Source organism: Mesorhizobium sp. P2_C5_2 (assembly GCF_056404535.1).
Window position 1 is genome coordinate 390,516 of record NZ_JBFUDV010000003.1, and the last position, 13,772, is coordinate 404,287.

Here is a 13,772-nt window from a genome sequence, read left to right on the forward strand (position 1 = left end):
ACCGGAGCGGGTGGCGGCTGTCTTGTCGCCGGCTACGCAATCCGGAGGTCGCACCCATGATATCGCTCGCCAGGACCCTGCTCGATTTGCAAAAGGCGATTGCGAGCGCGATCGAGGCAGCCCGGCTTCAGGCACAGGCGGCGTCGGTGACCAACCTGGCGCGCGCCAATGCGACCACAAACGGTTTTCAGCCGGTGCGCGCCTCCACAGCGCTGACGCCAAACATCTTTCCCCAGCGCAACGAGTTTGCGCCGACCGCCATGGCTCCTCTCAAGCTTGGCGTCGGCAAGCCTGAGGATGACGCGGCAACGGCGCGCGGCATCGTCGATGAAGCCGTGCGCGGCAAGAGTATCGATCAGATCGCCGCCGCGCGCGGTATGAGACCCGACCAGGTTATCGATGCGCTTCGGTCCGGGCACATGGGTGTGACCATCACCGGCAATGGCGATGTCGAAACAACGACCATAGAGGCCGGCGGTGGCCGCACCGTCACGCAATACTACGACTACCAGCATGACAGCTACTATACGAGCGTCCAGGAAAAGACCGGCGGGCCGGCGACCTCGACGCCGGTGCGCGACGGGCTCGGGCGCAAGGAGACCAGCAGCTACAATTCCGACACCGGCGCGGTGACGACGCGCTACGAAGACGATTTGAACACCGGCACCGTCACCGAGCGTACATCGATGCCGAACGGCGCGTCCGTAGAGACCGTGACACCGCGCGGTGGGCCGTCCATTCCGGTGACCACCGTCACCGGTCCGGATGGCACGAAGACCACCTTGTCTCCCAAGCAGAAGCCGGGCGGCGACAGCACGCGCATCATCACGGACGGTCTTGCCGCGGGGAAAAGCATCGACCAGATCGCGCGGGAGAACAATCTCAAGCCGGAACAGGTGACCGCCGAGCTGCAGGCGGCCGGCTATCAGGTCAAGAGCGTGGCGGCAACGAGCGACAATGGCGACGTCCAGTCGGTCGAAATCGTCGACGCGCACACCGGCGCCAAAACCGTCTACACCAACGACATCCAGCACGACGAACGTACTGTCGTGACCAATGCCGGTGGCAAGGAAACCACGCAATGGGCCGATGGCAACGGCAGGACCCGTGAAACCGTTCGCACCATCGCGACAGGCGAGACGACGACCACCGCCGTCGATCCGAAAGCCGGCACGCAAGTCAAGACGGTCACCGACAAGGATGGCCGGGTGACAACCACGACCACCGAGCAAATCAATGGCGGCAAGCCGATCGAGCACGAGGTGAAATCGGGCGACAGCCTGGGCGCGATCGCGAAACAATATGGCGTCACGGTGGACGATTTGCGGCGGGCCAACCCGCAGCTTTTCAGTTCACCTGGCGATTCGGTCATCCATCCGGGCGAAAAGGTCACTGTCGCAAGCGGCAGCCGTACGACCGTAGCGGTCACCTTCAATGGTTACACGCTGACCACCAGACCCGACGGCAGCATGACGCTGCACAACACCACCATGGGCGCCGATCTGGCCATCGATGCCGGAAGCACGCAGGCAGCGCTGGCCAACACCTTGATGGCCGTGAACCCCAACAGCAGCGACCCCGAGGTGGCTAAGGAAGGCCAGGTCGTGAAGACCCTTGCCGAGGGCATTCTGGCCGGGGAGGCCTTGCCTGGCCTGATTGCGGATGCGTCGAAGGCCGATCTGGATTTGAAGGCCTTGCTCGACAAATACGGCCCGGGCAAGCCGGCCCAGCTTGACGGCAACAACAAGGTGGTCGGTACGTTCGGCGCGCCGCCGCCAGGCAACGCCCCTTCCGGTGGGAAGTGGACGCCGATGAATATCGATGGGGTCTGGACCTGGGTCGATCCGCAAGTTGCCCAGGCCATGATCAACAAGAACATTGCGTGGTCGCGGGTAAACGAGACGCGCGCGCTGGCTGCCCAGCAGCAGGCTCAGTTGGACGTTCAACTTCTCGACCCCGCCTACAAAGACGCCGTCTCCGCCGCGCGCGCCACCGTCAACAAGGGGTTGGCCCCCTTGGGGCAGGCATGGACCGTGCAAAAGCCGCAGGGAACGCTCGCCGAGGCACAGGATCGGCTGACCAAGGCCAATACCATGCTCAAGAGCGCGCAGGGCGCGCGCGCCGAGTATGAAAACGCGGGACGTGTACTCAGCGAGGCCATTGCGGGCAACAGCAAGCTCGCGCCGCTGACCAATCCGAATGTGCCTTCCATGGGGCCGGTTGGCGCCCCGCCCGGACCGTCATACGCTCAGAAGGTCGCCGACCATGCCGCCGTCGACAGGCAGTTTTCCGAAGTAAGTCTGCATCTGAGCAAGGGCGACAAGCTCACCATCGATTCCATGCTCAATGAGGCCGACTTCAAAGGCGTTCCCGTGGACTCCAAGGAGTACAAGGACCTCAAGGCGTTGCAGACTGCCGCGACCAGTCAGCTGGAGCTGGCACAGGCCCAGCAGAACTACTATGACGCCCACAACAACGCCGCCCAGGTCGGCGCGCGGCAGGACGCTCTCGAGCAGAAGTTGCTTATCGAGTATCTAGCCAAGCAGAAATTCGACCCAAGCGTTGCAGTGAACCGTATCAACGGGGACTACCTGGGACACTATCACGAATCCACCCTCGAGATTCGCGATGGGGACCAGCTTTGGGTGGTCAATCATTTCGACGAGGGAACGACGGAACAGGCGCTTACCTACAGGCCGGACAACAAGAACGTCCGCAATGAGTATCGCGACCGTCAGCTCAACAAGGACTGGCAGCAACTTCTACAAGGGGATGGTTCGAACGCGCTGCAATGCACGTCAAACGGTCTGACGGCCGTCAAGGTCGCCGAGCAGGGAGCGGCCAAGACGCTCAACGACACATTCAATGGGCAACTTGACAAGGGCATTGCGGACTTGAAAGCCAAGCTGGCCGGGCTGCAGGCCGACGTCAACAAGGGCCTTGCGGCGCCAAACGGATCGGGAACCGTCAACGTGCCTGACGGAACCCTGGCCAAAGGCGAGAAGCCGGTCGAAATCGATGTTGACGGGCAGACCATCAAGGTGGCGCCGGACGTTGCCCAGGCCTATGCGCAGATCGGCATCGATGCGTTGACGCAGAGCAACAAGGCGGTCTGGATCGATATCGACACGCAAGACGGCGATGCCACCGGCCGCTGGGTCGATCCGAAGCTGGCCGCCGCCCAGCTGGCGCTGAAAGCAACGAGCAACAAGATTTCGAAAGCGGAAGATTTGCGCCAGGTGGTGCAGGGCTTCAGCGACTATCACAAGCTTATGCTCAGCGAACCCTCGCTGTTGATCGAGCGCAACGCCAGCGTGGACAGATCCTACCTGGACACGCATGAGCAGGAGACGCTCGATGTAATCTATCAGCCCAAATTCAAGCAGATGCTGAAAACGGGCTATGACAACACGTTCCGCGAACAGCCGGGCAAGGACCTCGAGAACACCGTAGCCCGTGCACTCAATCTCGACCCCTCGACCGAACAAGGCGGCAAGACGGTCGACGATGTGGCGCAAGCAATTCGCGATATCGGCGGCGAGAATGCGGCGGTGCGCGTCGTGCCGATCTTCTACGTCGACAAAGCGGTAGGCATGCGGCCGACGGCCCTCTTTGCCGTGCATGACAGCGACGGAGCTACGCGCTTTGTCGATGCGACCTCGCATGATTTTGCCGACGTGGCCGATATGCAGGACCACACGATACAGTTTGCCGAAGGCGGCAAGCTGGTTATTCCCAAGGGCCTTGAGATGAAGGCCGGCGATGATGGCAAGATCGCGCTCGAGGTCGTCGATGCGCGTCACGTCTCGGTCATGGACAGGCTTGTCGATCCGCTGATTGGCCTCGGCACTGGCATCGCCACCGTCCTGTCATTCACGCCGCTTGCGCCGGTCGCGGCGCCAATAGCCTATACGGGAGCGGCGTATCTCGGGGCCCGGGCACTGATAAAGGAGGTCGACTATCTGAACCACGGTGGCGAGTGGGACGATGGCGCTTCATTGATGAATATCGGCAGTGTCGTGACAACGGTTTTGCCGGGGTTTTCCAGCACGTTCCGCACCGTGGGCATGGCTGGGAAGGTCGCCATAGGCGAAAAGGAAATTAACGCGCTTCAGGCCTTTCGCGGCAGCATCGGCGCGACACGCGCGGGTTCGCCGCTGGCTGATGCGACGCGAACCTATATGCAATCGGGCACCAAGCTCAACAAGGCGGCCTGGGGAGTGGATGTCGGCGCTGTGGCTGCAGGCCTCCCATTGGTCGGTGCGTCGATTATCGATCTCGCCAGCAATGGCAACCAGATGAGCGGTCTCCAGTTCGCCAACGCAATCCTTGGCGTGGGTACCGGCGTTACCGGAACTGGCCTGGGCATACATGGGCTACGCACGCTACGCCCGGGAACAGGCGAGGAGGCAAATCCCGCCAGCTTCGATGCCGATGCCTCGCCCGACTACACCGATTCCTCGACTTCCGGGCCAGCCATAGGCCATTCGGGAAAACCGATGAAACTTCTGGAAGCCGACGCAGACGGCGCGTTTGTGGACACAGGCGAACTGGTCTACCACGACCCTGCTTTTCCCGTCATTCGCCAAGACGTGGACGATGCTGGTAGTGCGAGCGAACCTGGCACGGCATTGGTTCCAGTTTCGCGATCATCGACAAAGCCGGAGGGGGATGCACCCGCCGATAGCGACCCGATCGTTGTGCCGGGCGAAGTGGTGTTGGCAAACACGCAGCGTCCTCTGATCTGGGACCCGCAAAGCCGCAGTTTCACAGGTGACCCAGCCTCATCGGACGCTAACGGTTCGACGCAGGCTACAAGACCGTTGATGCGCTACACGATAGGCAATCGCCACACTGGCGAGACCCTTTCCGACTTCAATCTGCCGGCGGGGCAAAGAACGACGGTATTGCCTAAAGCCAAGGCAATAGCACCCGCGCCCGAGCCCGTCGCTGCTCCCGTCGAGCTCGATCCTTCCTTGCCGGTGCTTTATCTCGGCGACGATGGCCGCTGGACAACCGAATTGGTCACGCGGCAAGAGGCGGAGACGAACGCGGTGACCGACACCGGACAGCCCCGGTCCGTCAGGTCCGACGGCACGCCGGTCATCAACAGGTTCTCGTCAAACCCGCTCAGCCTGGGCCAGACGTTCCTCGCCATCAAAGCCGGCCTGAGGCGCATCGGTACGCGTTACCTCGACACCGCTCCCTGCTATGACTATCCGAAGCTTGGCGAACTGGTCGACAGCATCTACCAGCGACCGGTTCCGCAAGGGGTGGCTGCGGGACAGCGCATCTATGTCGAGGCGGGCGGCAAATATCTGGAAGCGACAGCCATCATCGCCGGCCCGCAGGCAAGCATGGTCCACGACGCCGTCGTGCCGGGCGAACACGTCACGGAAGCCGGTTACCTAGGTTCCGGCTCGACCGTCGAGCGCGCCAAACGCCTGTCGATGACGACGCCCAACGGCCAGCTTCGGGTCAACACTCCGGCGCGCGAAGTCCATGCGTTCGATCCAGCCGACAATCCCGAAATCACGAACCGTTCGGCGCTGGGAGAAACGCTCGCCGCGACCTTGCCTGAACTGCCCGGCGAGACGGCAACGCCCGCATCGACATGGACTCCGGAGCAGGTGGAACTCGTCGGCGATTACCTGCATTCGCTCGAACGCTCGACGGATTCGGTTTTGCGCGATGCGGTGACCACGACCAGGCTGCAACTGGGGGGCAGGGGCCAGCCAGAGGCCGGCACCGAAATGACGCCGGCTCAGCATCATGCGTTGACCGAAATACTCGATTCGGACCAACACAGCGTCTTCACCGGCTCGAAGCCGGCCGGGCAGCTTTCGATGAACGGCGTGACGACCCTCCAGGTGTTCGGCGCGCAAGGCAAGCTGCCGCAACTGTCGCCGGCCGAAGTGATCGACCGACTTGGTCTGTCGTCCGAAGGCGGCTTGCCTGGCGGCGAGCAGTTGCTGACGGCCGGAGCGCTGCCCGCAAAAGCTCGGTGGACCGATGCCGGCCGCGATATCGTACGCGATTACGTCGAGGCCGCGACGGGCGCCACCGATCCGAACCTTGTCGCCGCGGCAAAGGCCGCGCTGCCGGCTTTGAAGGGACGCGCCACCAAGCCCGGCAAGACCGTGACGCCAGAGCAGCAGGACGCGCTCCTGCAGGTTCTTGCCGCCGATGCAGGCGGCACATGGGTTTACGGTCCCAGGCTGCAGCTGGGGCGGGCGTTCAGCCCGTCCGGCAAGCTTTCGCCGGAAGGCCGCTACAACGAAAAGGTCCTGTCCGGGCACGACACGTGGACGCCGCATCTCTGGCGAGAGATGCGCGCCTATGCCGCCAACCAGCAAAAATCCGCGGATCCCGCGGTCCAGTCGCTGGCGCATTCCCTGGCGGACGCACTGCCTGGCGGCAAGCCCAAGGTCGGGACCGAAATCAACAGCACCGTGCCTGTCCTTCTGCAGCAATTGCGGGATGCCGACAGCGCAAGCTCGTGGCGGTCCCCGAACTTCTTCACCGATGCGCAAGGGGTCTGGCGCTCCGACCGCGCGACGGTTTCCTGGTTCCTGCAGGAGCATGAGTCCAACATTGTTGGCGGGCCGGTACTGAACAGCCTGGCGACCAACACGCTTGGTCTCGGCGGATCGATGTTCGGCATCAGTTTGCCGCTGCCCAGCCGCCAGGCCTATGGCGAACTCAGCCTGAAGAACAACGGTCCCAGCGGCACCGGCTTCCTGCTGCCTGTCCATCCCGATGATGCGAGAGGTCAGGCACTGTTCGCCAATGGCTACCGGCCGAACTACGCTTTCGACGAAACGGCTGGTCAGTGGGTCGGCGCGGCGCCGATGCTGACGAAGAACACGTATCAAAGCGAAAAAGCCCTTGGCTTGTCCATATCCATCGGCGGCTTCTCCGTCGGCGGAGCCTTCGTCGCGCGCAAGCTCTACTATCTTGGCGGTGAGGGCGGCCGGCCGGGCTATACGCTGAGGCCCGAAGGCCCGCTCAGCCGCGAGGCGGCCTCGTTCTGGGAAGAGGCCACGCGAGGCGGCGCCAGCCACTACAGCGCCGAAGGCAAGGTGCCCGGTATGGACGATCGCGTCCTCTACCGGAATTTCAGTGTCGTTGCGCCTTTCGGAGGCGGCAAGGAGCCCTGGCGCGGCAGCGTTGCCTTCCAGGGTGTGCCACGTGAGGCGGGCGCTGGCCCCGTCAAACGGCTGGACCGGACGGATTACGGCTTCGGCGCGTCGGTGAGCCTTCCGCAATTGCCGCTGCTGACGGCGGAGGTCGGCTCGGTGAACAAGGCCTTGGTTCCCCATGACCGGACCGCGCGCCCGCATCCCCAATTCAGCGACGACGCAAACAAGGTCCTGTCGGCGCTGGGGACTTCTGGCGGGCGCGTGACACCGGATTTCCTGGCGCATCTCGATGCCTATCTCGGCGAGACGGCGGCCTCTCCAGATCCGCAGCTCAGGCTTGCCGGCGAACGCGTATCGGACGTGTTCCCGGAATTCGGCAATGCGCCGTATCCGGACCAGCTCGCCACTGCCCAAGGACGGCCCGAAGGCATGAGCAAGGCGGCGTGGAAAGCACTGCGGCAACAATTGGATCAGCAGGCGCGGGGCGAACTGACGCCCACGCAGGCCCATTACCTCAATCTGTTGTTCGAGGGAGGTGCCCGTCAAAACATACTGCCTTCATCGCCAACAGGCAGGGACATCGCCGCTCCCGGAAATCCGGCGCCAAGGCCGGTGTCACCAGAGAGTGGGCCGGTCTTGCATGGGCTGTTCGACAACCCCATGGCCAAGCCGCTGACGCCGGCTGAAATCGCGGCAAATCGCAAGGAGGCGGCAAGCCTGCTCAATGACATGCTGCATCAGGAACTCGGCATGCCGGAAGTCACCAGGGACAATCTGGTGGATCAGCTCAGCAGGTCGCCGACGCTTATGGGCCTCCTGCGCGATGCCAACGACCGGGGCGTGCGCATCGTCAACCCGGCGCGGCGCGATCTCAGGCTTTCCGACGCCAGGACTGGCGAGGACGTGACGGCGACAGGATCGCAATTCGATAGCAATCTGGGCGTCATCTTTGTCGACGCCGAAACGTTCCGCGCCGCCGATGCGGACGGCAACACCGTGCTTGCCGAATTCATCGACCTGCTCGGTCACGAGGCAAAGCACGCCGCCAGTGCCGCGATCGCCCTTCCGCCGGGCAATTTTGAGAGCGGGAAAGCCTATGGCGATACACTGATCCCAGCCAATCTGCACGCCGAGGGCGAATCGACATTCGGTCAATATGTCATTGCCGACGAGCTTGCCGCCAATGGCGGCACGCCGGCTGCAATTCTCGCCGCCGATGTGCCGATGGCCGAAATATTCGCCCGATACAAGTCCGGTGAGATCGATCGACCCCAGGCTATCGCTGACATGGCGAGGCTGATTGGCGACAAGCAGCCGAGCACCAGCGAGGGAACTTACACCGAGTTTTATCGCAATCAGGCCGACAAACTGTATGGCCACTACACAAGCGGCGATACCAAACCCCTGCTGGAACCCGGCCAGCCCGCGCCGGCAAACAAGGGTCAGCCCAACAACGGGCTCACCCGAAATGGCGTCCAGGCCATTCCGCTCGACCAGGTGCCGGACCTCGTCATGAGCGATTTTCGCCCGGATCAGATTCCGTGGCTGAAGCGCGAGCAAGTGGCGGAACTGACGGGACAGCAATGGGCCGACATGGATCGTGCCGGCTTGCTGCCTTACGTCACCAAGGTCCAGATGCGCGGCATCCCCGAAGCAAAGATAACCGATGTCAACATTACGGGTCTGGTCGGAAAACAAATTCCCTGGCTGACCAAGGGTCACATAGGCAATCTCACCGACAAACAGACGCAGGCTCTTGTGAATACCGGTCTGAGCTCACACCTCAAGCAGCCGCAATGGCAGCAGATCAAGGGAGGCAAGGTTGCCCTCTTCGATATGACGAAGGTGGGTCCGAGCCGGATTGCCTGGTTCAAACCCGGCCAGGTCGCCGAGTTCACGTCCAAGCAATTCGCTGACCTGGGCAAGTCCGGTCGGTTGAGCTCACTTACAGAACCCATGGTTCGAGCGATCCCCGAAGACAAGGTCGGCTCGATCGATGTGACGAAGCTCGATGCAGGTCAGGTCCCCTGGCTGACCGAAAAGCAAGTCCCTCAGCTGACCATGGCCCAATGGGGTGATTTCCCGCTTGACCACATTGAAGCCTTCACCCAACCGCAGATCGAGGCGGTGCCGTCAAAACTGTTCGGGGAAATGAGCCCGGGCCTGTTTCGCAAGTTCACGCCCGAGCAGTTTGAATGGATGACCACGGAGCACACCGACGCGCTCTCCGTGCTGCACATGACGACGTTCCGGGCAACCCACAAGAAGACCATGACGCCTGCACAGGCCGCCGCGGTCGACGAGGTTCTGGGCCATGCCCGGTTCAAGGAAAACAGCCAACTGCTGGCGACGTTCAGTGGCATGGCCGGCACCGCCTACGGGATACAGCAAGCCTTGCCGCCGCAATGGGCCGCAACGGCTTCCGGCGTAGCCTTTGGGGTTCGTGGCCTTGTCTTCAGCGCACAGGCAATTTTTCCCAACGCCACGGCAGGCAACACGCGGCTTGGACGAACGCTTAACGCCATCAACGCTGTAACCTTCGTCTTTGCGGCGCCGGGTTCAGTCAACGCTGCCCTGCACGGCGACAATCTGTGGGTGAACGGCACCTATGGTCTCGGCAACATAATCTTCGGCACCAAGACCGGCCTGCAGGTCTTCACCGGGCGGACAGTGTTCCGAAATGCGGGCGAGCATCTCGGCGAACCGCTCTATGTGCTTGGATCGGCCTTCTACACATTCCAGAACCTCGATTCCCCATTGGCCTGGGTAGCGGGCGGTCTGTTCACGGTCGGCTGCAGCGAGTTCTGGGCGTCGGCCGCCAGAACCGATATTCTGAACCGCAAGCCGGTTCCCAGGACACAGCAGGAGTCCGAGGAAAGGGCCAAGTCCGACAAGCGCTGGGCGAGGGCCGACCGTCTCTCGCTCGGAATAACCTTCGGCGTCGGCATGATCCTGTTTGCCTGGGACAGTCTCGACGGCGAGCCCTGGAAGACCAAGCCTGCCACACCGCAACCGCCGGCACCGCAACCGACGACGTCCCAGTCGCCGGCGCCACCATCGCCTACGTCATCCCAGCCGCCGGCGCCCCAAACAACGTCTTCCCAACCGCCAGCACCACCACCGCCGTCATCGCAACCGCCGGCGCCTCAATCGACGTCCTCCCAACCGCAATCGCCGCCCCCTACAAGCAGGAAACCGCGTGGCGGCCTGATTGCAGTCGACTATGTCGAGCCGCAAGGCAAAAGCGATTCCGAAGGCCGCGCGAATCCGACGCTAGAGAAGGACGGCTATCGCTGGGTCCAGGCGCAAAGCGGCGACACCATCCGCCTGATCGCAAGGAGCCAGTCGGTCGATGTGGCGCAGACAATGATGCTCAACATGGATCACATCCTGACGCCGGATATGATCTTCTCGGGCGACAGGATCTATCTGCCCGACAGATCGGTCTGATAGCCCGCGGACAGAGCGCCCGCCGCATCCCCAAAGCGGCGGGCAGCTATGGTTCCACGGCTCGCGCCGCGTACCTTCGGGCGACGCAGGCGGCGAGATTGGCCGCCCTTTCGGCTACGGAGTTTGAGGGCTCTGAAGGATAAGAAGCGGTAAATTGCAGATCGGACGGATGCCATTCGCAGTCGACGATGCGCAGTGTGCCGTCCGCAGTGTGCTCCCGCACCACTTGTTCGGGCAATGAGGCAATGCCGATGCCGTTGAGCGTCATCTTGATCGACGCCGCGAGTGAGTTGGCGGGAAAGATGCGCGGCGTCTGTTCCACTTCACCGCTGAGCTTGCGATGGATTTCGCTGTAGAGCCTCGTACTGCGGGCATAGCTTATGATTGGAAACTGCATCAACTCGTTCAGAGTCAGTTGACCGTACTTCGGCAACTTCAGGTTTGGCGCGCAGACCCATACCAGCGGAAAGGACGGCAAGTCGACATTCTCGATGCCGTACTCCAGCACAGGCCCCATCAGCACCGCCAGATCGATGCGATGAGACATCAGCTCGCTGCGCAGCGTTGTCGTAGCGTCGACGACGATATCAGTCTCCACAAGCGGGTAGTGTTCTTTGAGCTCGCCCAGGAAGTCCGACAGCCATGTGTGCACGATTGATTCGGCCATGCCTAACCTCAGCACTCCCGCCGTTTCGGAAAGCGAGCTGGCGGCGAGCTGCAAGCGTTCGGCGTCGCGCAAAACGCGTTGTGCGGGCGGCAGCAGACGCTGGCCCTCGGCAGTCAGTTTGACCATGCTGCTCTGGCGCTCAAACAGCCTGGCGCCGAGCGCCTCCTCGAGGCTCGCTATTCGCGCCGATACCGCCGGTTGGGTCGTGTTAAGCCGGTCGGCCGCCTTGCGAAAACTGCCGAAGGTCGCAACTAGCAGAAAGGTCTCGAGCTGTTTGATGTTAAAGGGGATCAAGGTTCAATGCCGGACAATGATCTGGGCGCCGATCTTTACCCGGTCATAGAGGTCGATCACATCTTCGTTCGTCATGCGGATGCATCCGGAAGAATTCGCCTGGCCGACGGTCCATGGCTGGTTGGTGCCGTGAACGCGGTATAAAGTGTTGCCGATATAGAGGGCGCGCGCGCCCAATGGATTGTTTGGTCCTCCGGGAACGCGTGCCGGCAGGTCCCGGCCCCTGGTTGCTTCCCTGGCCCGCATTTCGGCGGGCGGCCGCCAGTCCGGCCAGTCTCTCTTGCTGAAGATCGTATCGCGGCCGGACCACTCCAGCCCTTGCCTGCCTACGCCCACCGCATAGCGCAGCGCCTTACCGTTCCCCAGCACGTAGTAGAGACGCCGTTGCGTGGTGTCGATCACGATCGATCCCTTCGGTTGAGGCTCGTTGAAGTCCACGACCTGCCTGGGGATCGCAGAGCGCGTCGGCGCCGGGCCTTCATCCGGCGCTTCGTCAGGAGCGGCAGGCGATACTAGCAGGCTTCTATCCTGGTCGTAGGTCCAGCTTCTGGGATCGTAGCCGCCATTCGATTGAGCGTGTGCCGACACAATCGTGCCGGCAATCAGCCATGCGCCGCCCAACGCCGCCCGGCCGCGGCTTCGCGCAGTGAACCCGGCCGACTGTCTTGCAAGCGGACCGTTGTTTCCTGTCACAAAGACCGATCCTGTTGGCTGTACTTCTTGCCTGTCCGTGCCGACGATGCCGACGGTTGCATCCGATTCAGTCCACACCATAGCGTTTTGCCGATCCGGCGCAACGTTTGGCACGAATTTAATATTCGCATTCCAATTGGACTTCCAATGTCCATATCCGCGCGATAGAATGGTCAGGCGGCGCTTTCGAGCGACGTGGCGGATGATGGCCGATGCAAGCCTCGGGCAGGATCAGATGGCGACTGGACGCTACATCGACCGGTTAGACCTGAAGGCGGCTGCGGTCGCCGGGACAGGCATTCTGGCATTGTTGCTGATGCTCGGTCTTGCCGACCGGTCCGCCGCTGCCGAACCGCACTGGCCGTCAGGGCCCTACAAATACATTGCCATCGACCAGTCCGTGTCGGACGCGCTCGTCGAACTGGGGCGCAATATGGGTATGCCGATACGGGTCAGCGCCGAGGTAAAGGGACGGCTGGGCGCCGGCATGCCGCAGAGTTCAGCCCGCGCATTTTTCGAAGCGATCTGCAGCCGCTATGGCCTGGTCTGGCATTTCGACGGCATCGTCATGAACGTCGCGACCGAGGCCGAAATACGCACCGAGATACTGCCCCTCAGTGCCAACGCGGTGGCCGGAGCGCAGGACCGGCTCTCGCGGTTGGGCGTGCTCGACCCAAGGTTTCCCGTCACGATCTCCAGGCAGGACGAAGCCGCCTCGGTATCGGGTCCGCCTTCCTACATCGCGCTGGTAAAGCAGACGCTCGGGCAGGCCGCCGCGCCGCAACCCAAGCAGCAGTCCGCGAAAGTTACATCAGTCCGCGTTTTTCGCGGCGCCAAGCAGGCCGAGGTCGTGGATGTGCCTTCCTACAAGGTCGACTGAGGACGGAGGTCAAGCCCATGGCTATCGCACCCATCGGAGCGCTGGAGGCCACGCTTTCGAACCTGGCCGCAAGCGCCGGCACGCAGCAGCAAGCGATTGCCGCCGCGACGCCGGAGGGCAACCGTATGGTCGGCGCCATGCAGGAAAAGCATGAAGCGGCCAAAGCCGGCGCGGCCGAGCGTGGCGATGCCGCCGCGCAGCCGGGCCAGCAGGTGGCGCAGGCATCGGCCGGCGCCAGCCCGGCCATGGCCGGGCAATCCTCCAATCCTGAAAGAACCGAGCCGATCGTTGAGCGACAGCTGTTTGAATATCTGGCCGAGGTTGAAAAGGCAGGCGGCATGGCGTTCAAAGGGCCATCCGAGATGTTCGGCGCGGCCGTCAACGCATTGAAAGGACCGCTTCAGGGCATGCAGAAGGCCTTCGGAGATCCGGCCTCATCCGCGAAAGCAACGGCCGGGCAATCACCCGAGCAGACGACCGGGGCGGCGGACAATCCGACCGATCCGGGGACGAGCGAGGAACTCCTCGACAAATACATCTCGGTCATGTGGGCGGCCGCCAATCTCGAACTGGTGACGAGCAGCGTCACCGCCGCCACCTCGTCGACCAACGCGCTCGTCAAGCAACAGTAGGCGTCAAGGAGTGT

General features: G+C 62.7%; 5 protein-coding genes. 3 read left to right on the top strand and 2 right to left on the bottom strand.

The features are described from left to right. Positions 1 to 56 precede the first annotated feature (56 nt). The gene (locus tag AC1D1B_RS13210; RefSeq protein WP_477332774.1) at positions 57 to 10,592 is read left to right on the top strand and encodes a LysM peptidoglycan-binding domain-containing protein; all 10,536 of its coding nucleotides are present in this window, start codon (positions 57 to 59) and stop codon (positions 10,590 to 10,592) included. Between the two features lie 46 nt (positions 10,593 to 10,638). Here AC1D1B_RS13210 and AC1D1B_RS13215 read toward each other — a convergent pair whose 3' ends face one another. Both AC1D1B_RS13215 and AC1D1B_RS13220 read right to left on the bottom strand, forming a co-directional pair. Continuing rightward, positions 10,639 to 11,553, bottom strand: a complete 915-nt coding sequence (locus tag AC1D1B_RS13215; protein ID WP_477332776.1) for a LysR family transcriptional regulator — start codon at positions 11,551 to 11,553, stop codon at positions 10,639 to 10,641. 3 nt (positions 11,554 to 11,556) lie between these two features. Next, positions 11,557 to 12,327, bottom strand: coding sequence for a L,D-transpeptidase (locus AC1D1B_RS13220; RefSeq protein WP_477332778.1), 771 nt, complete (start codon positions 12,325 to 12,327; stop codon positions 11,557 to 11,559). Positions 12,328 to 12,481: 154 nt separating this feature from the next. Here AC1D1B_RS13220 and AC1D1B_RS13225 point away from each other — a divergent pair, with 154 nt between their 5' ends. Both AC1D1B_RS13225 and AC1D1B_RS13230 read left to right on the top strand, forming a co-directional pair. Then, positions 12,482 to 13,126 (top strand): type III secretion protein, encoded by a 645-nt coding sequence (locus AC1D1B_RS13225; RefSeq protein ID WP_477332780.1) that lies wholly within the window; start codon positions 12,482 to 12,484, stop codon positions 13,124 to 13,126. A gap of 17 nt (positions 13,127 to 13,143) precedes the next feature. Next, entirely contained in the window at positions 13,144 to 13,758 is a 615-nt protein-coding gene (locus AC1D1B_RS13230; protein ID WP_477332782.1) for a hypothetical protein, read from the top strand. Positions 13,759 to 13,772: the final 14 nt, after the last annotated feature.

What these genes read in the sequence shown, in the direction of transcription:
- AC1D1B_RS13210 (WP_477332774.1), top strand. Translation starts at nt 57, where the DNA reads ATGATATCGCTCGCCAGGACCCTGCTCGATTTGCAAAAGGCGATTGCG.
- AC1D1B_RS13220 (WP_477332778.1), bottom strand. Translation starts at nt 12,327, where the DNA reads ATGGTGTGGACTGAATCGGATGCAACCGTCGGCATCGTCGGCACGGAC.
- AC1D1B_RS13225 (WP_477332780.1), top strand. Translation starts at nt 12,482, where the DNA reads ATGGCGACTGGACGCTACATCGACCGGTTAGACCTGAAGGCGGCTGCG.
- AC1D1B_RS13230 (WP_477332782.1), top strand. Translation starts at nt 13,144, where the DNA reads ATGGCTATCGCACCCATCGGAGCGCTGGAGGCCACGCTTTCGAACCTG.